Origin of the sequence: Pseudomonas sp. MF6755 (assembly GCF_016405635.1) — a bacterium.
Classification (GTDB): domain Bacteria; phylum Pseudomonadota; class Gammaproteobacteria; order Pseudomonadales; family Pseudomonadaceae; genus Aquipseudomonas; species Aquipseudomonas haemolytica.
On sequence record NZ_JAEKDA010000007.1, the window covers coordinates 112,987 to 139,714 of the forward strand.

The 26,728-nt window shown below is 59.1% G+C and carries 31 protein-coding genes; 22 read left to right on the plus strand and 9 right to left on the minus strand.

Translation table 11 applies throughout. The features are described 5' to 3' along the window. The first annotated feature begins 22 nt into the window (after positions 1–22). From JFT66_RS10795 to recX, 15 genes are all read left to right on the plus strand, one after another. Positions 23–805 (plus strand): phage tail protein, encoded by a 783-nt coding sequence (locus tag JFT66_RS10795; protein WP_198859249.1) that lies wholly within the window; start codon positions 23–25, stop codon positions 803–805. A 2-nt stretch (positions 806–807) separates the two neighbouring features. Then, positions 808–1,110: a hypothetical protein gene (locus tag JFT66_RS10800; RefSeq protein ID WP_167524244.1), complete on the plus strand. Its 303-nt coding sequence runs from the start codon at positions 808–810 to the stop codon at positions 1,108–1,110. 86 nt (positions 1,111–1,196) lie between these two features. Further along, positions 1,197–1,370, plus strand: a complete 174-nt coding sequence (locus JFT66_RS10805; RefSeq protein WP_164484513.1) for a hypothetical protein — start codon at positions 1,197–1,199, stop codon at positions 1,368–1,370. 2 nt (positions 1,371–1,372) lie between these two features. Further along, a complete protein-coding gene (locus JFT66_RS10810) occupies positions 1,373–2,539 on the plus strand; it encodes a tail protein (RefSeq protein WP_034118379.1) in 1,167 nt (388 codons plus the stop codon). Further along, positions 2,539–3,045, plus strand: coding sequence for a phage major tail tube protein (locus tag JFT66_RS10815; protein WP_153839789.1), 507 nt, complete (start codon positions 2,539–2,541; stop codon positions 3,043–3,045). The genes JFT66_RS10810 and JFT66_RS10815 overlap by 1 nt, the downstream gene beginning before the upstream one ends. Before the next feature lie 50 nt (positions 3,046–3,095). Then, positions 3,096–3,668 (plus strand): phage tail assembly protein, encoded by a 573-nt coding sequence (locus tag JFT66_RS10820; RefSeq protein ID WP_034118381.1) that lies wholly within the window; start codon positions 3,096–3,098, stop codon positions 3,666–3,668. Between the two features lie 127 nt (positions 3,669–3,795). Continuing rightward, positions 3,796–5,661, plus strand: a complete 1,866-nt coding sequence (locus tag JFT66_RS10825) for a phage tail tape measure protein (protein WP_198859250.1) — start codon at positions 3,796–3,798, stop codon at positions 5,659–5,661. After that, a complete protein-coding gene (locus JFT66_RS10830) occupies positions 5,661–6,044 on the plus strand; it encodes a phage tail protein (protein ID WP_034118383.1) in 384 nt (127 codons plus the stop codon). Before JFT66_RS10825 ends, JFT66_RS10830 begins: the two co-directional genes overlap by 1 nt. Beyond that, positions 6,037–6,249 carry a tail protein X gene (locus JFT66_RS10835; RefSeq protein WP_198859251.1) on the plus strand — a complete coding sequence of 71 codons (213 nt, stop codon included), beginning with the start codon at positions 6,037–6,039 and terminating at the stop codon, positions 6,247–6,249. The genes JFT66_RS10830 and JFT66_RS10835 overlap by 8 nt, the downstream gene beginning before the upstream one ends. Positions 6,250–6,258: 9 nt before the next feature. Next, positions 6,259–7,269, plus strand: coding sequence for a contractile injection system protein, VgrG/Pvc8 family (locus tag JFT66_RS10840; RefSeq protein WP_198859252.1), 1,011 nt, complete (start codon positions 6,259–6,261; stop codon positions 7,267–7,269). Positions 7,270–7,395: 126 nt separating this feature from the next. Beyond that, on the plus strand, positions 7,396–8,157 hold the full coding sequence (locus tag JFT66_RS10845) for an N-acetylmuramoyl-L-alanine amidase (protein ID WP_198859253.1): 762 nt from the start codon (positions 7,396–7,398) through the stop codon (positions 8,155–8,157). Positions 8,158–8,200: 43 nt separating this feature from the next. Further along, complete coding sequence (locus JFT66_RS10850; RefSeq protein ID WP_153870332.1) at positions 8,201–8,758, plus strand: glycoside hydrolase family 19 protein; 558 nt, start codon at positions 8,201–8,203, stop codon at positions 8,756–8,758. Between the two features lie 140 nt (positions 8,759–8,898). Further along, positions 8,899–9,399 (plus strand): CinA family protein, encoded by a 501-nt coding sequence (locus tag JFT66_RS10855; RefSeq protein WP_198859254.1) that lies wholly within the window; start codon positions 8,899–8,901, stop codon positions 9,397–9,399. An 83-nt stretch (positions 9,400–9,482) separates the two neighbouring features. Next, complete coding sequence (gene recA / locus JFT66_RS10860) at positions 9,483–10,541, plus strand: recombinase RecA (protein WP_005785454.1); 1,059 nt, start codon at positions 9,483–9,485, stop codon at positions 10,539–10,541. An 8-nt stretch (positions 10,542–10,549) separates the two neighbouring features. Next, entirely contained in the window at positions 10,550–11,017 is a 468-nt protein-coding gene (gene recX / locus JFT66_RS10865; protein WP_034118389.1) for a recombination regulator RecX, read from the plus strand. Between the two features lie 61 nt (positions 11,018–11,078). Here the strand turns inward: recX and JFT66_RS10870 are convergent, their stop codons facing one another. Together JFT66_RS10870 and JFT66_RS10875 are read right to left on the minus strand one after the other, a co-directional pair. Next, entirely contained in the window at positions 11,079–12,191 is a 1,113-nt protein-coding gene (locus JFT66_RS10870; RefSeq protein ID WP_034118390.1) for a TIGR00730 family Rossman fold protein, read from the minus strand. A 294-nt stretch (positions 12,192–12,485) separates the two neighbouring features. Then, positions 12,486–12,920 carry a PA3611 family quorum-sensing-regulated virulence factor gene (locus JFT66_RS10875; RefSeq protein WP_153870336.1) on the minus strand — a complete coding sequence of 145 codons (435 nt, stop codon included), beginning with the start codon at positions 12,918–12,920 and terminating at the stop codon, positions 12,486–12,488. 179 nt (positions 12,921–13,099) lie between these two features. Between JFT66_RS10875 and JFT66_RS10880 the strand changes: the two genes are divergently transcribed. The 3 genes from JFT66_RS10880 to JFT66_RS10890 all read left to right on the plus strand — a co-directional run bounded on the left by JFT66_RS10880 (position 13,100) and on the right by JFT66_RS10890 (position 15,161). Beyond that, positions 13,100–13,819 (plus strand): tRNA-uridine aminocarboxypropyltransferase, encoded by a 720-nt coding sequence (locus JFT66_RS10880; protein WP_198859255.1) that lies wholly within the window; start codon positions 13,100–13,102, stop codon positions 13,817–13,819. A gap of 253 nt (positions 13,820–14,072) precedes the next feature. Then, positions 14,073–14,723, plus strand: a complete 651-nt coding sequence (gene erdR / locus JFT66_RS10885) for a response regulator transcription factor ErdR (RefSeq protein WP_003189050.1) — start codon at positions 14,073–14,075, stop codon at positions 14,721–14,723. 75 nt (positions 14,724–14,798) lie between these two features. Beyond that, positions 14,799–15,161 carry a diacylglycerol kinase gene (locus tag JFT66_RS10890; protein ID WP_019817716.1) on the plus strand — a complete coding sequence of 121 codons (363 nt, stop codon included), beginning with the start codon at positions 14,799–14,801 and terminating at the stop codon, positions 15,159–15,161. A 3-nt stretch (positions 15,162–15,164) separates the two neighbouring features. Here JFT66_RS10890 and JFT66_RS10895 read toward each other — a convergent pair whose 3' ends face one another. Further along, positions 15,165–16,091, minus strand: a complete 927-nt coding sequence (locus JFT66_RS10895; RefSeq protein WP_010212678.1) for a LysR family transcriptional regulator — start codon at positions 16,089–16,091, stop codon at positions 15,165–15,167. A 124-nt stretch (positions 16,092–16,215) separates the two neighbouring features. On the opposite strand from JFT66_RS10895, the gene fpr reads away from it, so the two are divergent. Further along, positions 16,216–16,995 (plus strand): ferredoxin-NADP reductase, encoded by a 780-nt coding sequence (gene fpr, locus JFT66_RS10900; protein WP_003189055.1) that lies wholly within the window; start codon positions 16,216–16,218, stop codon positions 16,993–16,995. Positions 16,996–17,147: 152 nt separating this feature from the next. On the opposite strand, the gene tsaA is transcribed toward fpr, so the two are convergent. From tsaA to rimO, 5 genes are all read right to left on the minus strand, one after another. Then, positions 17,148–17,843: a tRNA (N6-threonylcarbamoyladenosine(37)-N6)-methyltransferase TrmO gene (gene tsaA / locus JFT66_RS10905; RefSeq protein ID WP_153839799.1), complete on the minus strand. Its 696-nt coding sequence runs from the start codon at positions 17,841–17,843 to the stop codon at positions 17,148–17,150. Between the two features lie 3 nt (positions 17,844–17,846). Next, complete coding sequence (locus JFT66_RS10910; protein ID WP_034118394.1) at positions 17,847–18,308, minus strand: DUF1456 family protein; 462 nt, start codon at positions 18,306–18,308, stop codon at positions 17,847–17,849. A gap of 69 nt (positions 18,309–18,377) precedes the next feature. Further along, positions 18,378–19,088 carry an rRNA pseudouridine synthase gene (locus tag JFT66_RS10915; RefSeq protein WP_034118395.1) on the minus strand — a complete coding sequence of 237 codons (711 nt, stop codon included), beginning with the start codon at positions 19,086–19,088 and terminating at the stop codon, positions 18,378–18,380. Positions 19,089–19,159: 71 nt separating this feature from the next. Then, a complete protein-coding gene (locus tag JFT66_RS10920; protein WP_034118396.1) occupies positions 19,160–19,633 on the minus strand; it encodes a GNAT family N-acetyltransferase in 474 nt (157 codons plus the stop codon). 108 nt (positions 19,634–19,741) lie between these two features. Then, on the minus strand, positions 19,742–21,082 hold the full coding sequence (gene rimO / locus JFT66_RS10925) for a 30S ribosomal protein S12 methylthiotransferase RimO (RefSeq protein WP_233097072.1): 1,341 nt from the start codon (positions 21,080–21,082) through the stop codon (positions 19,742–19,744). Between the two features lie 289 nt (positions 21,083–21,371). On the opposite strand from rimO, the gene JFT66_RS10930 reads away from it, so the two are divergent. The 3 genes from JFT66_RS10930 to JFT66_RS10940 all read left to right on the plus strand — a co-directional run bounded on the left by JFT66_RS10930 (position 21,372) and on the right by JFT66_RS10940 (position 25,029). Continuing rightward, the gene (locus JFT66_RS10930; protein ID WP_034118398.1) at positions 21,372–23,273 is read left to right on the plus strand and encodes a potassium transporter Kup; all 1,902 of its coding nucleotides are present in this window, start codon (positions 21,372–21,374) and stop codon (positions 23,271–23,273) included. A gap of 126 nt (positions 23,274–23,399) precedes the next feature. Then, complete coding sequence (locus JFT66_RS10935) at positions 23,400–24,506, plus strand: NADH:flavin oxidoreductase/NADH oxidase (RefSeq protein WP_153837594.1); 1,107 nt, start codon at positions 23,400–23,402, stop codon at positions 24,504–24,506. Positions 24,507–24,843: 337 nt separating this feature from the next. Then, entirely contained in the window at positions 24,844–25,029 is a 186-nt protein-coding gene (locus tag JFT66_RS10940) for a hypothetical protein (protein WP_153837595.1), read from the plus strand. A gap of 54 nt (positions 25,030–25,083) precedes the next feature. Here the strand turns inward: JFT66_RS10940 and JFT66_RS10945 are convergent, their stop codons facing one another. Further along, entirely contained in the window at positions 25,084–26,709 is a 1,626-nt protein-coding gene (locus JFT66_RS10945; RefSeq protein ID WP_153837596.1) for a glucan biosynthesis protein D, read from the minus strand. Between the last annotated feature and the right edge of the window lie 19 nt (positions 26,710–26,728).

Below are 26,728 nucleotides of genomic sequence, written 5' to 3' on the forward strand. Positions count from 1 at the left end.
ATTAATTGACAGGGAGTTGAAGATGGGAATTGAAGCGACTATCACGAAAGTTGTGGATGCATGTAATAAGCTTACCGATACGGTGACTAATCAGATCGGAAAAATTGATGCTCGGATGGACGCTGCTCAAGAACAGTTTTCTGCTTGGCGAGGCCGCGTGCAGGCCAAGGACCTTAATGGTCGCGCGTCTTACTCACAGATGATTGATCTTACTGGGTTGTCCACCGATATTTTTTACCCGGTCTGGTGGCGTATGCCAGGTAACGAGCAGGGGATATCTGAAATAATCATATCTAGGAACCACGCTCAAAACCACGAATTGAATCCCTTTAATAATAACTTTGAACCTCATGTTGCTGGCTTGAACCTCCAAATGGAAGGGTGCGGAATTCCTTGGAATGGAGATGCAAATTTTTTGACAGTCAAGCGTATATCCCAAACGTATCGTGAAACTGTTCGATGCGCTCAATTTGGGATGCTTTCCTATGTTCGTCCGGTAACTGGGTTGAAGCCTATTTGGCTTAATCAGCCTGTGGGTACGTTAGTAAGTTCTCCACAAGAGTCTGGCTGCTACTTGCGAGGGGGGCTGAGTTATATTGTTACTAAGAGCTTTGAGGAGCCTGTGAAGTTCAGCCGCTCAGACGCCGAGGTTGAGTTGAGTCAGGCGGTTACGGCTGACTATGAGATATCTTGGAAGGTAAAACCTTTCGTTATGACCGCGCCTGAAATGGGCGTCACCTATCCTGAAAGTAGAATGGCCTATACGTTGGATAACGATCAACGCTATGCAGTCAAAGGAGTTTGAATATGGCTGGCTCTATTAAAACGCTACTGCTTGACTCTGGCGAAGTACTCATCAATGTTCCGGCTGATCGACCGACACTTATTTCGCTAGGGTTTAGCGAAGCTCGCGCCGACGAACTCTGTGAAGAAGCTACACGCACTGAAAAGCTGGCAAGCAACATTGCTGCACGTCGCGCGCTTTATGAGATCCAAGCTGACCCACTGTTTCTAGAGTGGCAGTACGACGAAACCCCGGAAAAAGAAAAGGCTTGGCGTGACAAAGTCGCCGAAATCAAGGCGCTCTACCCCCTGCCTGACCGCACCTGATACCCACCGCGAAAGCGGTTTTTTTTCGCCTCCCCAAAGCCCCTTCCATAGGGGCTTTGGCATTTTCCACCCGGAGATTTCCACCCATGCCCACCCGCCAAACCTACACCGTCCTCATCCCATTCCCCATCGGTAACGGCCACTGGTCCACCGCTGGCGAAGAACTGGAACTGCTCGACGTCGAAGCATCTGCCCTGCGCACCGCTGGCCGCCTGGAACTGACCAGCGTCCTCAACTCCACCCCCAAGAAGGCTGACTAATCATGGCTGAGGTTTTGAACTTCGAGCACAACGGCATCACCGTGAATGCCACTGAATCCCCCGAGGCCATGGGTGGCCTGGGCGATAACGTCATTGGCCTGGTGGGCACCGCCCCCAATGCCCATGCATCGATCCCGAAAAACGCCCCGTTCCGCATCAACAGCTTCACCACCCAGGCGTTGCTGGACCCTACCGGCGCGGAGACTGGCACGCTGTTTCAAGCCGTCTACCAGATCCTGAAAGTGGTCAAAGTGCCGGTCTACGTGGTCATTGTGGAGGAGGGCGCTACGCCAGCTGACACGATCAACAACGTGATCGGCGGCAACGACCCGGTCACCGGTCGCAAGCTGGGCCTGGCTGCCTTGAGCAGCGTCCCTGAAGACCTGACCATCATCGGCGCCCCAGGCTTTACCGGCACCAAGGCCGTGGCCGGTGAGTTTGCCTCGTTTGGCAAGCGCATCAAGGCCCGTGTGGTGCTGGATGGCAAGGACGCTCCGGTCGCAGACCAAGTGACCTACAGCGGCGAGCTGGGTGGTGCCGACCTCGGTTTCGACCGCTGCCTGCTGGTGCACAACATGCCGGCGGTGTACTCCAAGGCTGCAAAGAAAAACGTGTTCCTGTCGCCCTCCTCGCTGGCCATCGCCGCATTGGCCAAGGTCAAGCAGTGGGAAAGCCCGGGCAACCAAGTGACGTTCGCCGAGGACGTTTCCCGCGTGGTCGAGTACAACATCCTCGACACCTCCACCGAAGGCGACCTGCTCAATCGCTATGGCGTGAGCTACTACGCTCGCACCATCCTTGGCGGCTTCTCACTGCTGGGTAACCGCTCCATCACCGGCAAGTTCATCAGCTACGTCGGCCTGGAAGATGCCATCAGCCGCAAGCTGGTCAAGGCCGGCCAGAAAGCCATGGCCAAGAACCTCACCAAGTCCTTCATGGACCAGGAGGTCAAGCGCATCAACGACTGGCTGCAAACCCTGGTCGCCGACGAAACCATCCCCGGCGGCAGCGTGTACCTGCACCCGGAATTGAACAGCGTCGAGAAGTACAAGAACGGCACCTGGTTCATCGTTATCGACTACGGCCGCTACGCGCCAAACGAACACATGGTTTATCAACTCAACGCCCGCGATGAAATCATCGAGCAATTCCTGGAGGACGTTCTCTAATGTTTACCAACCGAGTCAGACAGGCCATTGCGGCCACCCTTCAAGGCCTGCCGTTGTCCGCAACCGTGGAAGAGTTCACCCCGCCGAAGATCGAGTTCGACATGGAAGCCATGTCCGGCGGGCGTTTCATCGCCGAAGAAATGGCCAAGAGCGGCAAGGTGCTGAATGCCAAGTTGGTTCTCCAGGGCGCCGGTCCGGAAATCATGCTCGCCCTAGGCGTACGCATGGGCGACGACATCCTGCTGAACGTGCGTGAAGCCGGCCAGGACCAGGATGGCAAGACCTACTTCACCTACCACACCGTCGGCGGCAAGCTCAAATCCCTGGAGGAGGCGAAGCTGAAGATGGGCGACAAGGCGCTCACCACGCTGGAACTGGCCTGCCGTACCTACAACCGTCTGGAAAATGGCATTTCGGTAATCGATATCGACGTGCGCACCCAGAAATTCGTGCTCAACGGTGTCGACATTCTTGGCGATGCCCGCCGCGCCGTTTTGATGCCGTAAACCTCGGGGGCGGGCGTGCTCGCCCCCATACTTCACCAAGGAATTGCCCCATGGCCTGGATGCCACCGCTGCACCTCCTGCTGTCCCCGATCACCGCCGACACCGGCGCGACGATCCAGCAGGTTCAACTCAAGCCGTTGTTCTACGCCGCGCAAAAAGACGCGCTGGCCCGGGCCGGTGACGACGAGGACGACCAGTTCTTTGAACTGGCGAAACTCGCCACCGGCCTGTCGGAAAAAGAGCTCGATCAGCTCAAACGCCCGGACTACGTGAGTATTGCCCAGTACGTACACGAAATGTCGACGCGCCCGGCGTCGTTCTTCATGGATGAGCACGAGCCGACGCCCCACGACCAACCCGTCCAACTGCTATTGCCCCTGGATGCAGCCGGCCGAACCCTGACCGAACTGCCCCTGGAGATGCCGGCCTTGCGCGCCACCAAAGTGATGAAAAAACTCGCCACCAACAAAGAGCGTGCCGAGTTCATCACCGCCCATTGCACTGGCCTGATGATCCCCGACCTGGCCGGTTTGACCGTGCCCGACTGGACGGAACTGCAGGAGCGTATCGACGATTTTTTAAATCAACCGGCGGACTTCTTTCGCAGCGCGACATCGAAGTAATCCTCGATGTGGTGCCGCTGATCTATTCGGTCAATGAGGCGGAGATCCTCGACTGGGACGCCGGAAAAGCATTGCGCCGCTACGACATTGCGATCACTCGCCTTGGCGTTAAACAGGAGTAAGCGGGATGCAGAACAGTTATTCGCTCGCATATGCCGTCGCCAAGAATGGCCGGGATGCGTTCGGCAGTACAGACGGCGCACTTGACGCCGATATCGTCAGCCCTGGCGCTTTGTCGGTTGGCAGCTCAACCCCATCAACAGGTTTGGCTGACTTGTCCGGAACAGTTGCCGCGCTCACTAACGCGACGCTCAAACTTGATGAGCTGGCACTGTCGCTCGGCTCATTGCGTGAGGGTGTGCATTCTCTCGATACCGCCTTGTCGTCGCTGAGGGCGATTGCTATGCGTTCGTCCAAAGGGGATGAGCGAACAGAATCGAAGACCGTGTCTGAGTCCGCTTCGACCACCTCGGAGGATATGCGCCATACCCGCGAGGCCATGACGCTGGGCAGCGCGCAGATAATCGACCTGGCAAGTGCGCTGCAGCATTCAGGCAGCCAGTTGAAATTTGACCAAACAGCGACTTCGGAAAAGTCGATCAAGGTGCTGCGCGAGGAGTCCAGCGAAAGCGGCAAGCGTTTCTCTAAGACCCTGGATGCCACACCAGTATGGGGCGAAACGCTTTGGCTGAAAGCCAAGACGAGCCTGGTGGATAGCGCCAATGGCGCTGCTGAAGAGTCACCGGCTCTGGCGGGTGCGATTAAAACGGCTGGCGCTGTTACGCCGGTGTTTTCCGAATTTTTCTCAGGTTTGGGAGACACGATCAAAACCCGCGTTGCAGGCAACGTAGTCGATGCGACCCTGGGTAGGCTTCCCGGTGTTGGCAAGCTGTTCAAGGAGGGCGGTGCTGAGAAAGACAAGTCATGCTGCTGTGCAGCGGCAACTCAGCACCCTATCGAAGGTCGCCGTTCGCGCTCACAGGGTTCCCGCGGGAAAAAGAGCGCTCGTCAGTCAAAGTCGCAACAAAAGCAGAGCTCTCAAAACACTCAGAACTCGCAGAACTCGCAGAACAGGCAAAGCAGGCAAAACACTCAGAACAGGCCGAAAAAACAACGGGTTGCACCGAAGACAGCCTCGACCAAACGATCGCCCGCCACCAAGAACGGCGGGGTGTTTGCGCGGATCCTGACCAGCCTCGAACGTGATGCAAAGGCATTGTTGCCTGCGCCGTTTTTAGGTTTCGATGCCGGTGGCCCGGTTCGACGGTTGCAACCTCGTGTGGCCGTGGCGAACAGTCGAAGGAAGAACGGATCTGCGGGCCAGTCGACCGCGAGCAGAGGCCCAGGGCTGATCGAAGCCTTGGAGCGCAAGCTCATCCCCATGCCTTCCGAAGGTCGGGTAACTGCCCCGCCACAGGCTCGCAATTTCACACGTGAGCCTCTGCCTGGCCCGCTGAAGATGCCCGCCAACCCGCTGGGAACAGTGAGCAAACTGGGGTTGGCCGGTGCTCGTCGGATTGGCCCGCTGAAGTATGTCGACACCGCCATGGATGTGGTCCAGGGCGTACGCAACGGCGACGCCAAGGCTGTTGGTGTTGGCCTGAGCACTGCCGGTGGTGCCTGGGCCGGAGCTTCCGCCGGCGCCGCTATCGGCACCCTGATCTTCCCCGGTGTCGGCACTGCAATCGGCGGCGCTATCGGTGGCTTGCTGGGCAGCGAAGCGGGCAGTTGGCTCGGTGATAAACTGCTCGGCTCAAATGATCGCCTGCCCGCGCCCAATGCGCTGAGCAAGGAACTCAACAGTGCCCGTACCGACAACGTTCAGGTCACGATCTCACCCAGTATCCAGATCACCGGCGTCAACCCCGCCGATGCCCAGCAGGTCGTCAGCCAAGTGATCCAGGCCCTGCAATTTCAATGCATGCCGATGGTTACCGACTCCCTTGGCATTCGGCGCAACGCGGCACTGGCCGATCCTCCAGGAGGTGATTGATGCGACAACAAATGGTGCTCGGCGACTTTATCTTTGGCTTGTCTCGAGGGTTTGCCTATTCATCGTTGATTCGCAACAGCGATGGCGGCTGGAGTGACCTGGCGATTATCGCCAGCAAACCCCAGTCGCGGCAGAACGGCCAGAAGCTGGAAAAACTCACGTTCAACGGCACGGCCATGTACGCCACCGGCATGCAGCGCCTGGACGAATTGCGCGCCCTGCAAAATGCGCGGGCGCCTTTGCCGCTGGTCGATGGCATCGGCCGTAACTGGGGCCTGTGGCGCATCAACTCGGTGGTGGAAACCCAAAGCAACGTGATTGATGACGGCACCGCCATGGTCATGACCTGGGCCCTTGAGCTGGAGGAATTCGTCAATGCGTAAAGTGCGAAGTATCGCCGGTGATTCGGTCAACCTGTTGCTCTACCGCGAGATGGGGCGTTGCGATGATGCGGCGGAAGAAACCCTCTGGCGCCTGAACCCCGAACTGGCCGAATACGGCCCGGTACTGCCGGCTGGCGTCTGGGTGATCGTGCCTGAGATGCAAACACGGCCGGCTGCGGTACGACCCGTTCTGGCCTGGGATTAAGGAGGCTGCATGGCACAGGGATTTACCCCGATCGTAGAGTTCTACGGCGCCAACGCGGCGCTGCTCAATCAACGCCTGATGCACTGGAGCCACACCGACGCCGCAGGCATCGAGACCGACCGCCTGGAACTGACCCTCAATATCGAGGGGCTTGAGGGCTTGCCCAGCCTGAGTGGCAAGATCGGTTTGCGCGTCGGCTACCAGGAAACCGGGCTGGTAGAAAAAGGCGAATTTATCGTCACCCAACGAACCCCGGTGCTGTTTCCGATGCGCTTGATGATCGTGGCCACCGCCGCGCCCTTCAGCGAGGTGGATAAAAGCGGCTATCGCCAGCGCCGCTCCGCCAGCCATGGGCCGACCACCTTGGGCGCGTTGTTTCGCCAACTGGTCAGCCGTCACGGTTTTTCACCGCGTGTGGCGCCGGCGCTGGACGGTATTGCGATTGCACATATCGACCAGTCCAACGAAAGCGACATGGCCTTCATCACCCGCCTGGCCAAGCGCTACAACGCGGTCACCAAACCGTTCAACGAACTCTATGTGCTGGCCGAAGCGGGGCAGGCCAAGTCACTCTCCGGGCAGCTATTGCCGCCAGTGAAATTGTCGGTAACCGAGGACAATCGGCCCGGTGAGCACGCCTTCATTACCGCCAAGCTCGACGAAAAGTCGCGCTCCAAATACATGGGCAGCCGCGTCAGTTGGTGGGACGCTGCCGCCGGCAAACAGCGCGTGGTCCAGGTCGGAATTGCCCCGTTCAAGACCTTGCGCCAGCGCTGCCAGAACGAAGCCGAAGCCCGCGCTGTGGCCGAAGGCGAGCTGCGCCGGGTGGGCCGTGAAGGTTTGAAGCTGCAGATCGATTGCCCAGGTAACCCGTTGCTCGCCGCCGAAGGCTTGCTGGTGCTGGATGAAACCTGGCCTTCGTATATGCAGGGGCGTTGGTCGATCACCAAAGTGATCCACGTCGGCGACCCGGCGACGGGGTATCGCAGTTCGATCATGGCGGCGGGGTTGGCATCTTAGCGGCAGGGGAAAGATGGAACTTTAAAACGCGGTGAAGACGCCGTAGCGCAGGGTTAGCCTGCGAGTAATTCAAGGCGTTTGTGCTGCGTAATATTTAAAAGGACTTATAGGAAAGAGGTATGTTCTATGTTTACGATTGACTACAACGCTTATCGCACTCTGGAGCCTTACGGCAAACGTGTACGGTTCCTGGTGTTGCATTACACCGCTTTGGACTTTGCTGGCTCGGTCAAGGCTCTGACCACCGGGGCTGCAAGTGCTCACTACCTGATCCCTGACCCGACTGATCCGAGCTACCGTGCGGCGGGCTTCAAGGGGCAGAAGATTTTCAATCTGGTGGCGGAAGAGGACCGGGCTTGGCATGCAGGTGTTAGCCAGTGGGCCGGTCGCTCAGGCTTGAACGACACCTCTATCGGCATCGAGATCGTCAATCAGGCTACGGACGTCGATGGCGTATTCACGTTCCCCGACTACCAGGCTTCGCAAATCCGAGCGCTCAAGCAATTGGCGAGGAACATCCTGCAACGTTACCCGGACATGACGCCGAAAAACGTGGTCGCCCATTCTGATATTGCGGTCGGTCGCAAGTCAGACCCGGGTCCGAAGCTTCCGTGGAAAGACCTTGCTGAGGCCGGCATTGGCGCCTGGTACGACGAAGCAGTGAAAGGCAAATACCATCAGCAATTCAGTGACGGAATGCCTGGGCGCGAACAAGTGATTCAGGTGTTTTCCCGTTATGGCTACGGCGTTGAAACACCGGCCTCGGACGTGTTTTTTAGTAACCTGGTGCGGGCCTTTCAACTGCACTTTCGGCCTGAAAACTATGATGGCGTACTTGATGCAGAAACCTGCGCGATCTTGTACGCACTGAATGAAAAATACGCTTGAGTTCGTGTGTTACTGAAAGCTCGACCTCAAGGAGGAGGGCTGTATGGTCCTATCTGAGCAACAGCTAGTTAAAGTCTTGCCAAGCTCCCGCCTTAAAGCGGGAGTTTTTATTTCTGCGTTAAACGCGGCCATGTCCCACCACCAAATCACCACACCTGAGCGCACTGCCGCGTTCCTCGCCCAGATCGGCCACGAATCTGGCCAGTTGCTCTATGTGCGAGAACTGGGCAGCGATCAATATTTGAGCAAATACGATACCGGTGCGCTGGCCGCCCGCCTGGGCAATACGCCCGAGGCGGATGGCGATGGCCAAAAGTATAGGGGCAGGGGGCTGATCCAGATTACGGGGCGGCGTAATTACCTGGCCTGCAGCCAAGGGTTATTTGGCGACGATCGCCTGCTGCAACAGCCGCAATTGCTGGAGCAACCGCAATGGGCTTGTGAATCGGCAGCCTGGTTTTGGCAGAGCAACGGTCTGAATGAACTGGCCGATAGGGGCCAGTTCACTTCCATCACTCGGCGTATCAATGGCGGCCTCAATGGCCTGGACGAGCGTTTGCGGCTATGGGCACGGGCGAGGGCGGTGTTATGCGGTGGCTAGGTGCGTTGCGCTGGATCGGTGCGAGCTGCCAGGCGTATGTGCGGGCCGTCGGGCGTTAGTCTCTTGATGCACTCAGTACCTTGCAAGGCCTATAGGCTCCTGTAGGGTAGGCGAACCCCCGCCCACTCCTGGAGACGACCGTGAAGGAAATCACTCAACTGGCTGCTGAACTGGGTCGCCGTTTGCAGGTGCTCAGTGCCCACGTCACCACTGCCGAGTCCTGCACCGGCGGCGGGATTGCCGAGGCCATTACGCGGATCCCGGGCAGCTCGGCCTGGTTCGAGGCGGGCTATGTCACCTATTCCAACCGGCAGAAGACCCGGCAGTTGAATGTGCCGGAAAAACTGTTCGGTAAAGTAGGCGCTGTCAGCCAGGAAGTGGTCGAGGCGATGGCCCGTGGTGCGCAGGAAAAAAGCCTGGCGCGTTTTGCCGTGGCGGTCAGCGGTGTCGCCGGCCCGGATGGTGGTTCGCCAGACAAGCCGGTGGGTACGGTTTGGCTGGCCTTTGCGGTGGGCGACGAGGTCACGGCCGAGCTTGCGCACTTCCCCGGCAACCGCGACGAAGTCCGCCGACAAACGGTAAAGGCCGCGCTAGAGGGCTTGTTGCGACGAGCTGCAGCAGAAATAGAAAATCAGGGGTAGGCGATCTCGGATCTTTGTGGAACAATACTGTCTACTTATACAGGTGTTGGCCGTCAGGCCTTATTGATTACGTGAGGACTTTAATGGACGACAACAAGAAGAAAGCCTTGGCTGCGGCCCTGGGTCAGATCGAACGTCAATTCGGCAAGGGTGCCGTAATGCGTATGGGCGATCACGACCGCCAGGCGATCCCGGCTATTTCCACTGGCTCTCTGGGTCTGGACATCGCGCTCGGCATTGGCGGCCTGCCAAAAGGCCGTATCGTTGAAATCTACGGTCCTGAATCTTCCGGTAAAACCACCCTGACCCTGTCGGTGATCGCCCAGGCGCAAAAGATGGGCGCCACCTGCGCGTTCGTCGACGCCGAGCACGCCCTGGATCCTGAATACGCCGGCAAGCTGGGCGTCAACGTTGATGACCTGTTGGTTTCCCAGCCGGACACCGGTGAGCAAGCCCTGGAAATCACCGACATGCTGGTGCGCTCCAACGCCATCGACGTGATCGTGGTCGACTCCGTGGCCGCCCTGGTACCCAAGGCTGAGATCGAAGGCGAAATGGGCGACATGCACGTAGGCCTGCAAGCCCGCCTGATGTCCCAGGCGCTGCGTAAAATCACCGGTAACATCAAGAACGCCAACTGCCTGGTGATCTTCATCAACCAGATCCGTATGAAGATTGGCGTGATGTTCGGCAGCCCGGAAACCACCACCGGTGGTAACGCGCTGAAGTTCTACGCTTCGGTCCGTCTGGACATCCGCCGTACTGGCGCGGTGAAGGAAGGTGACGAGGTTGTCGGTAGCGAAACCCGCGTCAAGGTCGTGAAGAACAAAGTGGCGCCGCCATTCCGTCAAGCCGAGTTCCAGATTCTCTACGGTAAGGGTATCTACCTGAACGGCGAGATGATCGACCTGGGCGTGCTGCACGGTTTCGTCGAGAAGTCCGGTGCCTGGTATGCCTACAACGGCAGCAAGATCGGTCAGGGCAAGGCCAACTCGGCCAAGTTCCTGGCGGACAACCCGGATATCGCTGCCACGCTTGAGAAGCAGATTCGCGACAAGCTGCTGACCCCAGCGCCAGACGTGAAAGCTGCCGCCAACCGCGAACCGGTTGACGAAATGGAAGAAGCCGACACTGACATCTGAAGCAAACGATGACTGTTGTACTGGATACACTTGTCGCCGTTCGGCGCACTGCGATGGACCTGCTCGCTCGCCGCGAGCATGGTCGAGTCGAGCTGACGCGTAAGTTGCGTCAGCGCGGCGCAGAGCCTGAGATGATCGAAACAGCCCTCGACCGGTTGACGGAAGAAGGCCTGTTGTCGGAAGCCCGTTACCTTGAAAGCTTTGTGTCTTACCGAGCGCGCTCTGGCTACGGCCCGGCGCGAATTCGCGAAGAGCTTAGCCAGCGCGGCCTGCAACGTGCTGATATTGACCTTGCCCTGCGTGAGTGCGGTATCAGTTGGCAGTCGCAGTTGGAAGATACGTGGCGTCGCAAGTTTGCGGGCCATCTTCCGATTGATGCCAGGGAGCGTGCGAAGCAGGGGCGCTTCCTGAGTTATCGCGGGTTTTCCATGGACATGATCAGTCGCTTGTTAAGCGGCCGGGATATGGACGACTGAAAGCCACAAAACAAAAGGCCCACTATGAAAATAGTGGGCCTTTTTTTTCGCCTGCAAAAAATCACGCGGGTTCTGGCGTCACCCGTTGCTGCGTTTTGCCCTGGGCCTGTGCCCAGTTTTCCGGCAGGTTGATGTAATCCACCAATTCCCGCAGTCGCCCTTGGTCGCGGCCGTTGAAGTTGAACACCAGGCGTGTCAAATGGCTGAACCTCGGTTCGTCATGATCCTCGCCCGTATAGGCGAGTTGCTGGAATTCACCATTGAGTCGCAGGCTGGCAAACTCTTCCTGCAAGTGGGCCAGGGCGCTATCACTCAGAGGATGATGCATGCGCACCACAAACTCGCGTTTCAACCAGCGTGTGGAGTGGAAGTTGGCGTAAAACTGGTTGATCTCGTCGACTGCTTCTTCGGCGCTGTAGACCAGGCGGATCAGCTTGAGGTCGGTGGGCAGGATGTAGCGATTGGCTTCCAACTGGCTGCGGATAAAGTCCAGGGCGCCTTGCCAGAAACCACCGCCCGGCGCATCCAGCAACACCACTGGTACCAGCGGGCTCTTGCCGGTCTGGATCAGGGTCAGGACTTCCAGTGCCTCGTCGAGAGTGCCGAAACCACCTGGGCACAACACCAGCGCGTCGGCCTCCTTGACGAAGAACAGCTTTCGGGTAAAGAAGAAGTGGAACGACAGCAGGTTGTCAGTGCCATCAATGGTCGGGTTGGCGTGCTGTTCAAACGGCAGCGTAATGTTGAACCCCAGGCTGTGCTCCAGGCCCGCGCCTTCGTGGGCTGCGGCCATGATGCCTCCGCCACCGCCGGTGATGACCATCAGGTCGGAACGCGCCAACGCAGCACCCACTTCTCGGGCTAACGCATACAGTGGGCTTTCCACGGGCGTGCGTGCCGAGCCGAACACGGTCACCTTGCGCCGCCCCTTGAACTGTTCCAGCACACGAAAGGCATGGTCCAGTTCGCGGATGGCGCGCAGGGTGATCTTGGCGTTCCAGCGGTCGCGGTCATCCTGGGCCATGCGCAGGACGGTGAGAATCATGTCGCGATAAAGGGGGATATTCGGACTGTTTGGAGCGACCAGCTGGATTTGTGCGTCGACCTGCTGCGTGAGGTCGGTCCCGTTTTCTTCAAAATGACGGAGCAACTGCTCATTCGATTCATAAGGCATTCAACTTCTCCTTCTTTACAGGGCCTGGGTAGTCGACGAAAGCGTCGTCGGGGCCACGACACTGCATGTGTCGCTGCATGCCGAAGGACGGCAGGACTCTTTTGCCCTGAAAGTGTTACAGAACAGCATTGAAACTGCTGTGTATGGGCGTATCGGGATGGCTTGATCATGGGCCGAAAAACCCTTGGCTGGCAACCGCTTATTGGTTACTCATCACGGAGTTTAGTCGTTGGCAGGAAATGGAGCGGGGGAGTGCGCGCCGCTGAACAGCAGCGCGCGAAGGTCAAGCAGAGGTTACTTTTTCTTCTTTGCCGGAGCCGGGCAATCAGCCTCAACGAACTTGACTGACGCCACAGGGCGGTTGGTCTTGTTCTCGGTGATTTCGTAGCGCATCACCGCGCCCTTGGCCATCAACTCGCGGTAGCCCGGGTTGGTACACACACTGCGGCCCAGCTGGAAATACACAGCCTTGGGGTTGGCACGCATCTGTTCGGCGCGATCAGGTTGCACGCTGAGGTGGTCAATCAGCTGCATGCCTTCAACGGTGTAGGCCACTTCCAGGGTTTTTTCATCGATTTCCCGGGGCAGGTCCTTGTTGCTTTCGGCCGCGACGCTTTGCAGCTTCCTGTTCATTTGAGCCTCCAGCAGCGAGGCCGCGTGGGCGCCCATAGGCAAGACCAACGCAAGGGCGACGGATGGGGCAACAAGGCGCAGCATGGAACGCAGCATGAAACTCTCCTGATTCGGTTACTGGTGCATAGACCAGCCACTGCGCTGTGCGTTCAGTGGCGCGCAATTATAGGTGAGCCCTTGCCACTACAGCCAGGCGTATCGCTGGTAAACTGCCGTCACTTCTGTTTTCCACGAGTTTCTTCCGTGTCGATTACCTTTTCCTCGCCGCGTGCCCGATGAGTCACGCTGTTTCTCGCTTGCGCACTGAGCGCTTGGCGCGTGCCGTCAGGCCGTTTCTAAATCGTGGTTCCCGAGCTGAGCGCTGCCCCGGCTGTCGGGTAATTCCCGAATACTGTTTGTGCGCGTGGAGACCCAAAGTTGCGGCCAAGTCCGCCATGTGCCTGCTGATGCATGATGTTGAACCGATGAAACCCAGCAACACTGGTTGGCTGATCGCCGATGTAATTGACGACACCACTGCATTCGCCTGGTCGCGTACCGAAGTCGATCCCGAATTGCTCAGGTTGCTGGCCGACCCGCAGTGGCAGCCATACATCGTCTTCCCCGGTGAGTTCGTGGCGCCGGAAAGGGTGGTCAGTCAAGTCCATGTGGAGGCGGGCAAGCGTCCGCTGTTTATCCTGCTGGACGGTACCTGGAGCGAAGCGCGCAAGATGTTTCGCAAAAGCCCTTATCTGGAGCATTTGCCGGTGCTGAGCCTGGCGCCAGAGCAGTTGTCGCGCTACAAACTGCGGCGCTCCAAGCGTGATGACCATTTCTGTACAGCCGAGGTGGCGGCACTGTGTCTGGAGTTGGCCGCAGACGTGGCTGCCAGCGAAGTGTTGGATGCCTACCTCGATGTATTCAGCACCCATTACCTGGCTGCCAAGTTCCAAATGCCTCTGGACCCGACTGACGCTGTTCATGCGCGCCTCGCACCCTATATCCCGGCAGTCTAGCCAGACGACGTTTGCATGATGGCACCGTAAACTTGTAACCCGCTAAAATGCCCGCGGGCGTAGTGCTTGACCCTCCAGGCTGCGCTGGGCATGCTGGGCGCCGATTGGGGCGCAACCGTGAATTCTCGACGTCGTTTCAAAGGCTTTTTGACGTTGAGCGGGCCCTGTGGCGATAGCTGCCTGGCCGTCGCCTCGTGTATTGGTGAACCCTGAACCCATCAGGGCTCCCATAAAAAACAGGATCATTTAACCAATGGCCACATACGAAATCCTGATAGCCGATGATCACCCGCTGTTTCGCAGCGCACTGCATCAGGCGGTAACCCTGGGCCTGGGCCCTGATGTACGCCTGGTCGAAGTGGCCAGCATCGCCGAACTGGAAGCCCGCCTCACCGAAAAATCCGACTGGGACCTGGTACTGCTCGACCTGAACATGCCCGGCGCCTACGGCTTCTCCGGGCTGGTGCTGCTGCGCGGGCAATACCCGCAGATCCCTGTGGTAATGGTTTCGGCCCAGGAAGAAGCCGACGTGGTGGTGCGCTCCAAGGAGTTTGGTGCCAGCGGTTTCATTCCCAAGTCCAGCGCGATGGAAGATATCCAGAAAGCCGTGCGCACGGTGTTGGATGGCGATGTGTCGTGGCCGCCCCAGGCGTTTGAAGAAATCAATGTGTCCGATGAAGCCAAGGCTGCCCGTGACGGTCTTGCCAGCCTGACGCCCCAGCAGTTCCGGGTGCTGACCATGGTCTGCGAGGGGTTGTTGAACAAGCAGATAGCCTACGAGCTGAGCGTGTCGGAAGCGACCATCAAGGCTCACGTCACGGCGATCTTTCGCAAGCTGGGGGTTCGTACGCGGACCCAGGCGGCGCTGCTCTTGCAACAACTTGAGTCAATTTCGCAGCATTAAGTTACAACCGATTCACGCTTTTTTGACTTTGCGTGATCTAGCTTCCCCACTTCTTTGGTTCAGTTGCCTACGTCTATGTCGCCTTTCAAGGGTCAAACCGGTATCAAACGTATCTTCAATGCAGGGGGCTATTCCCTGGATGGTCTGCGCGCGGCTTTCACCGGCGAGGCGGCATTCCGCCAACTGGTGTTGCTGAACGTTATCCTGATCCCAGTGAGCTTTTTCCTGCAGGTCAGTCGGGTTGAACGGGCGCTGCTGATTGCGGTGTGCCTGTTGGCCTTGATCGTCGAATTGCTCAACTCAGCGGTAGAAGCAGCGATCGATCGCATCTCCCTGGACCGTCACCCCTTGTCAAAAAACGCCAAGGACATGGGCAGCGCCGCGCAATTCGTGGCCCTGACCATGATCACCCTGGTGTGGGCCGTGATCCTGATCTGAGGATCAGGCGATGCTCGGCAGCACGATCTCGTCGCTGCGCTGCACCCCAGCGGTGAAGGCGCGGCACAGTTCGAGAAACTCGCGCATCGCCGAGGTCTGGTACTTCTGTTTATGCCAGATGAAGTAGAACTGCCGGGCCAGGTCCAGGTCCGGGGTTTCCACCGGCACCAGGCTGCCACGGCGGAACGCATCGCGTAGCGCCAGCCGCGAAATGCAGCCAATCCCCAGCCCCGACTCCACCGCCCGCTTGATTGCCTCGGTGTGTTCCAGCTCCAGGCGGATATTCAACGCGCTGCGGTGATGACGCATGGCCTGGTCAAAGGTCAGGCGCGTGCCCGAGCCTTGTTCCCGCAGTATCCACGCTTCATGGGTCAATTCGTCCATGCTCGCCACGCCACGCTTGGCCAAGTGATGCTGGGGTGCACAAAACACTACCAACTCGTCTTCTACCCAGGTCTGCACTTCGATATCCGGGTGGCTGCAGTCGCCTTCGATTAGACCCAGGTCAATTTCGTAGTGCGCTACCTGATGCACGATATGTGCAGTGTTCTGCACATGTAGCTTCACTTGGCTCTCGGGGTGTTGCTGCATAAAGCTGCCAATCAGCAGCGTCGCCAGGTAATTGCCGATGGTCAGGGTGGCGCCGACCGCCAGGGAGCCGAAGCCGGACTTGCCGTTGAGCAGGTCCTCGATCTCCTTGGCCTGGTCGAGCAGGGCCACGGCCTGGGGCAATAGCTGATGGCCGAGGGCGTTGAGGCTCAGGCGTTTGCCGGCGCGGTCGAATAATTGGCAGCTGGATTGGCGCTCCAGCTCGGTGATCGACGTGCTGGCGGCGGATTGGGATAAGGCCAGAAGGCCAGCAGCGCGGGAGACGCTTTCTTGCTGGGCGACGGCGACGAAGACTTGCAGTTGACGGAGAGTAAATCGCATATCGATATAACCGATAACCCTTATCTTAATAATCCAGTTAACAGATATTGTCGCCGCCATTAGAATGCTGTGCAATTGCGCACCTATCATTTGGCGCAGACCCATTTCCAGGAGTTCCCCGTACATGAGCAACATGAACCACGAGCGTGTCCTCAGTGTTCATCACTGGAACGACACTCTGTTCAGCTTCAAGTGCACCCGCGACCCGGGCTTGCGCTTCGAGAACGGTCAGTTCGTGATGATCGGCCTGCAACAGCCCAACGGCCGCCCGCTCATGCGCGCTTACTCGATTGCCAGCCCGAACTGGGAAGAGCATCTGGAGTTCTTCAGCATCAAGGTGCCCGATGGCCCGCTGACTTCCCAATTGCAGCACTTGAAGGAAGGCGACGAGATCATCATCAGCAAAAAACCGACAGGCACCCTGGTGCTTGACGATTTGAAGCCGGGCAAACACCTGTACCTGCTCAGCACCGGTACTGGCCTCGCCCCATTCATGAGCGTGATCCAGGACCCGGAAACCTATGAGCGTTTCGAAAAAGTGATCCTGTGCCACGGCGTGCGTTACGTCAACGAAGTCGCCTACCGCGAATTCATCACCGAGCACCTGCCGCAGAACGAATTCTTCGGCGAGGCCCTGCGTGACAAGTTGATCTACTACCCGACCGTGACCCGCGAGCCGTTCGAAAACGAAGGCCGCCTGACCGACCTGATGCGCAGCGGCAAGCTGTTCAGCGACATCGGCCTGCCGCCGATCAACCCCGAAGACGACCGTGCCATGTTGTGCGGCAGCCCAAGCATGCTGGACGAGACCAGCGAAGTGTTGAACAGCTTCGGCCTGAAAGTTTCGCCACGGATGCGTGAGCCTGGTGATTACTTGATCGAGCGTGCGTTCGTCGAGAAGTAAAGCAGTCAGTCCATGCGCTGACTGGGCAACACAGAAGATCTGAATGTGGGAGGGGGCTTGCTCCCGATGGGGGGTGGGTCAGTCGACATGTAAGTTGACTGAATCACCCCCATCGGGAGCAAGCCCCCTCCCACATTTGGTTTCCGGTTTATTCAGTTAGCGCAAACCACTTCCAGCACACAGATCATCCCGGGCTCTGGATAGTGCCAGCGCACATCCACATCCCAGAATTGTGCTCCATACTCCCGTTCAGAGGTAGGAACCTGGTAAGCCGGCCGCGGATCCTGCGCCAAACACTGCTCAATCAACGCCACCAACGGCTCGTCCAGGCGCTGAGCGTGGCCTTGCGCCTGTTGCAGCGCTGTCTTGAGCCACTGCACAGCAATCAACTGCGGCGCGCTGCTGGCGATGCTGTTAGTGGCGCTGTCGATAATGTCGGCATACGGCACATACGGCTTGATATCCAACACTGGCGTGCCGTCAAGCAGATCAATCCCGGATATCCACAGCCGCCCAGGTTCCACCTTGTCCAACTTCACCACCGACTGGCCAATGCCGTTGGGGCGATGGGTGGCGCGTGTGGCAAACACGCCCATGGAGGTGTTGCCGCCCAGGCGCGGCGGGCGCACTTTCAGGCGCGGCTTGTCTTCCAGGGCCTGATGGAACAGGAACAGCAGCCACACATGGCTGACCTGCTCCAAGCCCTGCACCGCCTCGCCCTGGTCGAACGGCGCCACCAGCTCCAGCACGCCGCGGGCGGCTGGCGCCAGTTGCGGTTGGCGTGGGATGGCGAACTTCTCCTTGAAGCAGGAGCGTACGAAGCCGACGGGCGAGACCTGATAACTCATGGCTTAAGCGCGAACCCGCAGCGTCAGGCCCTTGAGGAAGTTGCGCAGCAACTGGTCGCCGCACGGACGATAGTTGGTGTGGCCGAACTTACGGAACAGTGCGCTCAGCTCAGGCTTGGATACCGGGAACTCCGCAGCCTTGAGGATCGCATGCATGTCGTCTTCCTTCAGTTCGAAGGCCACGCGCAGTTTTTTCAGGATGATGTTGTTGGTCACCGGCGTTTCGATCGGCTGCGGCGGACGGCTTTCGTCCTTGCCGCGCTTGAAGATCACCAAGCCATCGAGGAAGTGCGCCATGACGTCGTCCGGGCAGAATACAAAGCCTTCTTCCTCATCTTTCTTGAGGTAGGTCAGCAGGTCTTCCTTGGTCACGTCCATGCCGCCGAGCTTGATGATCTCGACCATCTTGTTGTCGCTGATGTCGAGCATGTAGCGCACGCTGCGCAGTACGTCGTTGTGAATCATGGTGGGCAATCCTGGTATTCAACTGAGGGCACCGCGCAACTATGTCGGTGCCGAGAAAGGGGGAACGGCTTAGAACTTCTCTTTGGCGGACAAGTAGCGCCATTGGCCCACTGGCACCTTGCCGATGGACACGCCGCCGATGCGGATACGGCGGATGGCGATGACTTTCAGGCCAACCGCTTCGCAGAACAGCGCGATCACGCCGGGTTGCGGATTTTTCATCGCAAAACGCAGGCGGTTTTCGTTCTGCCAGCTGGCTTTGACGGCCGGCAGCTCTTTGCCTTTGTAGGTCAGGCCGTGGTTCAGGCGGTTGAGGCCGTGGGCAACCATGTCGCCTTCGACTTCCACCACATATTCCTGCTCGATCTTGGCGGCATCGGCAGTCAACTTGCGCAGAATCTTCCAGTCCTGGGTGAACACCAGCAGGCCGCTGGCCTTGGCTTGCAGGTCGGCGCTGGCGGTCAGGCGCAGGAAGTGCCCCTTGAGCGGGCGCTTGCTGAAGCGGTGTTCTTCGGACAAGGTCTCGGCGCTGATCGAGGCCATGGCGGTTTCAGCATCCACACCCACCGGTGCGTGCAGCAGGATGGTCACCGGCTCGGGCGCGGTGGCTTTGGCCTGCGGGTCGAGCTCGACTTTCTCCGTAGTGACCTTGAACTGCGGCTCGTCGATCACTTCGCCGTCCACCGAGACCCAGCCGCCTTCGATAAACAGCTCGGCCTCCCGACGGGAGCAACCGACCAGTTCGATAAGGCGTTTGGAGAGGCGTATGGGGTCAGTCATGACAAGGGCCGTAACAAAAGGGGGCAGCTATTGTACCTGCCTGGCGCCGGTTAATCCCGAGCCCATTTCATTTAACCCTGGCGCGCCTGTTGCTGCAGCTGGCGCAAACGCATATGCAGCAACGGGTAAGGCCGTCCAAGGCCATCATGCTCCGTGCGTCCGATCACTTCGAAGCCTTGCTTGAAGTAGAAACCCAAGGCCTGGGGGTTCTGTTCGTTGACGTCCAGCTCATCGGCATTCATATGTTCGATCGCATAGCGCAACAGTTGCCGCCCCAGGCCCTGGCCACGGTGTTGCGGGTCGATAAACAGCATCTCCACTTTGCCCGCTGCCACCCCGGCGAACCCGGTGATGTGCTGGCGTGAGTCCTTGGTGCAGATCAGCATCACCGCGTCCAGGTAGCGAGTCAGCACCAGGTTTTTCAGCAAGTCGATATAGCTGCCCGGCAGAAAATCGTGGGTGGCGCGTACCGAGTCTTCCCAGATCTGCGCCAAGCGCGTGTAATCGCTGGTTTTAGGTGTGTGGATAACCGAATGCTGACGCATGCCCGCTGCCCCTTGCCGTAATTGGCGTTGATGGGCAAAACGATAGACCGAAAAAAGCCCCGCATCTTGTCAGAGGCGAGGCTTTTTCAAAATATTACGCAAACGCTATCAGTCGCGCTTTTCAGCCCACAAGTCGTACTCGTCGGCGTCGGTCACGGTGCACCAGACCTTGTCGCCCGGCTTCAAGCCGCTGGCATCGTCGATAAACACGTTACCGTCGATTTCCGGGGCATCGAAGAAACAGCGGCCAACCGCGCCCTGCTCGTCGACTTCGTCGATCAGCACTTCGATTTCCTTGCCGATGCGCAGTTGTAGGCGCGCCGAGCTGATCGCTTGCTGGTGCGCCATGAAACGCTCCCAACGGTCTTGCTTGACGTCGTCCGGCACCACGGCCAGGTCCAGCAGGTTGGCTGGGGCGCCTTCCACCGGTGAGTACTGGAAGCACCCGACGCGATCCAGCTGCGCTTCGGTCAGCCAATCCAGCAGGTACTGGAAGTCTTCTTCGGTTTCGCCGGGGAAGCCGACGATAAAGGTGGAACGGATGATCAGTTCCGGGCAGATCTCGCGCCAGTTCTTGATGCGTGCCAGGGTCTTGTCTTCGAAGGCCGGGCGTTTCATCGCCTTGAGTACTTTCGGGCTGGCGTGCTGGAACGGGATGTCCAGGTACGGCAGGATCTTGCCGGCGGCCATCATCGGGATCAGCTCGTCCACGTGCGGGTACGGGTAAACGTAGTGCAGGCGTACCCACACGCCCAGGCTGCTGAGGGCTTCGCAGAGTTCGGTCATGCGGGTTTTCACCGGCGCGCCGTTCCAGAAACCAGTGCGGTATTTCACGTCGACGCCGTAGGCGCTGGTGTCTTGGGAGATCACCAGCAACTCCTTGACGCCGGACTTGACCAGGCGCTGGGCCTCGTCGAGTACGTCACCGACCGGGCGGCTCACCAGCTTGCCGCGCATCGACGGAATGATGCAGAAGCTGCAACTGTGGTTGCAGCCTTCGGAAATCTTCAGGTACGCGTAGTGGCGCGGGGTCAGCTTGATGCCTTGGGGCGGCACCAGGTCGATCAGCGGGTTGTGGTCCTGGCGAGGCGGCACCACTTCGTGCACGGCGTTGACCACCTGCTCGTACTGCTGCGGGCCGGTCACGGCCAGCACACTCGGGTGTACGTTGCGGATATTGCCTTCTTCCACACCCATGCAGCCGGTGACGATGACCTTGCCGTTTTCCTTGATGGCTTCACCGATCACTTCCAAAGACTCAGCTTTTGCCGAATCGATGAAGCCGCAGGTGTTGACCACCACCACATCGGCGTCCTGGTAAGTGGACACGACGTCATAGCCTTCCATACGCAATTGCGTGAGGATGCGCTCGGAGTCGACCAGGGCCTTCGGGCAACCCAGGGAAACAAAGCCAACCTTGGGGTTGGCTTTTGCGATGGTGGTGGACATGTCTAACCTCGGTATTGAATGACGCTGCCGGTCGTGCACGACACGGCAACGGACGGGCGCTTGGTGCGCCTCTGATCAAAAAGTGCGCAATTCTAGCGACGGGCAACGCACTTGACCAGCTTTATGCAGGGAAATGCGACGAGTGCTGCGCTATGCTTCGCGCCGTTGCGCATGGGTAAAGCCCTTGGGTCAATAAAACGTCTGTTACGAGAAGTAAAACAGCGCATGCTAGGGTCAGCTTAGACGTGCTGTTTATAAAAGACCTCAGGTCAAAGGGCAGGAGTGGTTGATGGGTCAGGCAAGTAGTCAGGCAGCAGGTGCCGAGCATTCAAACGCCAAGCCGATTGGCATGCTGGTGGCAGCGGTCGGGGTGGTTTATGGCGATATCGGGACCAGCCCGCTCTACACCCTTAAAGAGGTGTTCAACGGTGGTTATGGGGTGCAGGTCAACCATGACGGCGTCTTGGGGATCCTGGCGCTGATTTTTTGGTCGCTGATCTGGGTGGTATCGATCAAGTACATGCTGTTCGTGCTGCGCGCCGATAACCAGGGCGAGGGCGGCATCATGGCGCTCACAGCGTTGGCGCGGCGAGCGGCCGGGGAGCGCGCTAAATTGCGCAGTTTCCTGGTGGTTTGCGGCCTGTGTGGCGCGGCGCTGTTCTATGGCGACAGCATGATCACCCCGGCCATTTCCGTGTTGTCGGCCATCGAGGGCCTGGAACTGGCGTTTGACGGTCTGGAAAAATGGGTAGTGCCCATCGCGTTGATCGTGCTGGTGGCGCTGTTCCTGATCCAGAAGCACGGCACCGATCGTATCGGCAAGCTGTTCGGCCCGGTGATGGTCACCTGGTTCCTGGTGCTGGGTGGCCTGGGTGTGTACGGCATCCTGCAGCAGCCGGAAGTGCTGAATGCGCTGAACCCGGTATGGGGCGTGCGTTTCTTTATGGTGCACCCCGGCATTGGCGTGGCGATCCTCGGCGCGGTGGTGCTGGCGTTGACCGGCGCCGAAGCGCTGTATGCCGACATGGGCCACTTCGGTCGCAAACCCATTGCCCGCGCCTGGTTCTTGCTGGTGCTGCCGGCGCTGGTGCTCAACTATTTCGGCCAGGGCGCGATGCTGTTGGGCGATCCGGAAGCCGCACGCAACCCGTTTTATCTGCTGGCGCCGAGCTGGGCGCTGATCCCGTTGGTGGGCTTGTCCACACTGGCCACGGTGATCGCGTCTCAGGCGGTGATCTCCGGTGCGTTCTCGTTGACCCGCCAGGCCATCCAGTTGGGTTACATCCCGCGCATGCATATCCAGCACACCTCCAGTGCCGAGCAGGGCCAGATCTATATCGGCGCCGTGAACTGGTCGCTGATGGTGGGCGTGATCCTGCTGGTGCTGGGCTTCGAATCCTCAGGCGCCCTGGCCTCGGCCTACGGTGTAGCCGTAACGGGCACCATGCTGATGACCACCATCCTGGTGTCGGCGGTCATGCTGCTGCTGTGGAAATGGCCACCAGTGCTGGCCGTGCCGGTGTTGCTCTGCTGCCTGTTGGTGGACGGCCTGTTCTTTGCCGCCAACGTGCCCAAGGTGATTCAGGGCGGCGCCTTCCCGGTACTCGCGGGGATCGTGTTGTTCGTGCTGATGACCACCTGGAAGCGCGGCAAGCAATTGCTGGTCGAGCGGCTCGATGAGGGCGGCCTGCCGTTGCCGATCTTTATCAACAGTATCCGCGTGCAACCGCCCCATCGGGTGCAGGGCACCGCCGTGTTCCTGACCGCTCGCCCGGACGCCGTCCCCCACGCGCTGTTGCACAACCTGCTGCATAACCAGGTGCTGCACGAGCAAGTGGTGCTGCTGACAGTGGTCTACGAGGACATTCCACGGGTGCCTGCCGCACGGCGCTTTGAGGTGGACTCCTATGGCGAAGGCTTCTTCCGGGTGATCCTGCACTTCGGCTTTACCGACGAGCCGGATGTGCCCGAGGCGCTGAAGCTGTGCCACCTGGATGACTTGGACTTCAGCCCCATGCGTACCACCTATTTCCTCAGCCGTGAAACGGTGATCGCCTCGCGTATCAAGGGTATGGCGCGCTGGCGCGAAGCCTTGTTCGCCTTCATGTTGAAGAACGCCAACGGCAACCTGCGCTTTTTCAAGCTGCCGGTAAACCGTGTGATCGAACTGGGCACCCAGGTCGAAATGTAAGGCGCTGCACCACGGGAGCCGGCAATCGGCTCCCGCTTTCCTTTCTGAACCCTGTGCAATCGAAGGTTGTCGACTAGGCTCTAAGCACTGTTGAACAGTGCCCATAGAACCCAGAAGAGGTGCGCCATGAGTCAGCTGCTCGAACCCTATACCCTGCGCCAATTGACCCTGCTCAACCGCATCGCGGTCTCGCCGATGTGCCAATACTCAAGTGACGATGGCCTGGCCAATGACTGGCACCTGGTGCATCTCGGCAGCCGCGCCGTGGGGGGCGCCGGGCTGATTTTCACTGAAGCCACCGCCGTGACTGCCGATGGGCGTATCACCGCCCAGGATTTGGGCTTGTGGAACGACGCCCAGATCGAACCACTGCAGCGCATCACGCGCTTTATCGCCGCCCAGGGGGCAGTGGCGGGTATTCAACTGGCCCATGCCGGGCGCAAGGCCAGTACCTATCGGCCATGGATCGGCAAGCATGGCAGCGTCAAGCCGCAAGAGGGCGGCTGGGTGCCCGTGGGCCCATCGCCGATTGCCTTCGACCCTAACCACACCCAGCCCAAGCCACTGGACGAAGGGCAGATCCAGCAAGTGATCGCCGACTTCGTCGCCGCCGCCAAGCGCGCCTTGACCGCAGGTTTTGAAGTGGTGGAAATCCATGCGGCCCATGGTTACCTGCTGCATCAGTTTCTTTCGCCGATCAGCAACCAGCGCCAGGATCACTACGGCGGCTCGTTCGAAAACCGTATTCGCCTGGTGCTGGAGGTGACCAAGGCCGTGCGCGCCGCCTGGCCCCAGGAGCTGCCGCTGTTCGTGCGGGTATCGGCCACCGATTGGGTGGAAGACGGCTGGAACCCGGATGAAACCGTGGAATTGGCGCGCCGCCTGAAAGACTTGGGCGTTGACCTGATCGATGTGTCCTCTGGTGGCACCGCTGCCAATGCCGAGATCCCCACCGGCCCCGGCTACCAGACACGCTTCGCCGAACGGGTACGCAAGGAGTCGGGCATCGCCACCGGCACGGTCGGCATGATCACTGAGCCGGCCCAGGCCGAGCATATCCTGCGTACCTGCCAGGCCGACATTATCTTCCTGGCTCGTGAACTGCTGCGTGATCCTTATTGGCCGCTGCATGCGGACGATGATCTGGGCGGGCGCAAGGCAATCTGGCCTGCGCAGTATCAACGGGCGACCCACAGGGATCAGCCCATCCATGAGTCGGACCTCAGGGATTGATCTTGCGCAGCATGCTGAAAAACCCACCCTGAAACGGTGGGTTTTTTCTTGCTCGCGTTACAGCAACCCCATCCCGCACTGTTTGCGCAGGCACCCTGTGGCATTCACCTGTATCGACTACTGCGTGAGTAATAACTGTAGGTTTTTATGACTGAGGTTATTTATTTAAGTTAATACTCTAAAAAAATCCCACGCGGGACGAGATAGTTTCTACGCTTAGGGTAAGCCCGACTTCTGGCCCAGGGAGGCAGGCTGCTGGTCCGCAGAGGCATTGCGCTTCACGGGAGATGGGAAATGGGCAACAGGAGTTTTGACTGACATCAGGAGTAAACGGTCCATGGCCAAATCCTATGGCGTAGCGGGTGTAGTGGCGTCTTTCCTTAGCCGCCGGATGCCCTTGCGGGGGCGAAGGTTGAGTTCAGATGAAGTGGAGCTGCTGGCGCAGTACCGGGCGCTGACCGAGAACGATCAGGTGGCGATGCGCTATCTGATTGGGGCGATGAAGAGCGTGTCGCGGTTTTGAGTCATATACGATCATTCCCACGTTCCCGCGTGGGAATGATCCGTTTGGTTGGCGTCAGGTGTACTTACGTTGCTCCGGCGCGGGCGGGAAGTATTGATAGAGCCAGGTTTCGCTCAAGGTGCGGTCCTGTGTGCGAATGAACAGGCGCAGTTCCACGGGTTCCACACTGTCACTGGTAGGGTACCAATCGAACAGGATGCGATAGCCCTTGATGTTGTCCAGCACCAGCACGCTGAAATCTTTCACCTCGCCATGGGAGCAGGTCACTACCGGTTCGATGCCGGTACCCGGTGGCAGGCGATCCAGGCCGCCGCCCTTGAAGTCTACGGCGAAACGCCGCGCCCAGACTTTCGGGTAATGTTCGCCGGGGGCCCAACCTTCGGTAAAGCCGCCCATGCCTGAACGTGTCGCGTCGACCTGCGCCAGCGGTGTGCTGACTGGCGGTAGGGCGCTCCAGTACAGCTTGTAGCCGTAGTTGAGGGAATCACCGGCGGCCACGGGCTTCTTCGGGGTCCAGAAGGCCACGATATTGTCCAGGGTTTCGCCAGTGGTGGGGATTTCCAGCAGGTCGATCGAGCCTTCGCCCCACGCCGTGGTAGGTTCAACCCACAGGCTAGGGCGCTTGCTGTACCAGTCGACCGTGTCCTGATAGCTGGCGAACTCATGGTCGGTCTGCACCAGGCCAAAGCCTTTGGGGTCGGTGTCGGCGAATGCATTGAATTGCAGCTTGGCCGGGTTGTTCAGCGGGCGGCAGATCCACTCGCCGTTGCCACGCCACATGGCCAGGCGGTCCGAATCGTGGATCTGCGGGTGGATGGTGTCGCACATGCGCCGCTCATGGGTGCCGCAGCTGAACATGCTGGTCATCGGCGCGATGCCTAGTTGTTCGATGGCGGTACGCGCATTGATGTGCGCATCGATTGCCATCACCACTTGGTTGGCCTGGCAGTCGATATCAAAGCGGTAGGCGCCGGTCGCGCTTGGCGAGTCGAGCAGGGCGTAGACCACAAAGCGGGTGGCGTTCTTGTCCGGGGTTTCGAACCAGAACTGCGTGAAATCGGGGAATTCCTCGCGTTTTTTCGCGTAGGTATCAATTGCCAGGCCACGGGCCGACAGGCCGTATTGGCCGGTGGAGTCTACTGCGCGGAAGTAGCTGGCGCCGAGAAACGACAGCACGTCATGGCGGTCCAGCTCCGGCGCCTTGAACAGCTTGAAGCCGGAGAAACCCAGGTCGCCGGTCAGTTGCTGGGTGTCCACTGTGGTTTTTTCATAGTTGAACAGCGAAGGGCGGAAATGCACCTCGCGGGCTTCACGGGTCTTGGGATCGACGCTGTGCATGCGCACCGGTGTCTTGAAGCCCATGCCGACGTGGAAAAACTGCACGTCCAGTTGGCCGTTCAACTCCTTCCACAACGAATGGTTGCCGTCATAGCCGATGGCGTTGAAATTCTGCGGGGTCATGGTGGCCAGGGTCGGTGGCAGCACCTGCTTAGTGTCCTGATAGCCCCGAGTGGCCAATTGCTTGGCTTGCGCCTTGAGCGATTCGAAATCGAACGCCACGGCCTTGCCATCGGCGGCTCGGTTTCCGGCCCAAGCCTGCGCGGCCAGCAGGCCACTGGCCGACAAACCGGTGTAAGCCGCAATGGCCATGGATGCTTTGAGCAAATTCCTGCGGTGCATAGAGACAACCTGTCGTGAG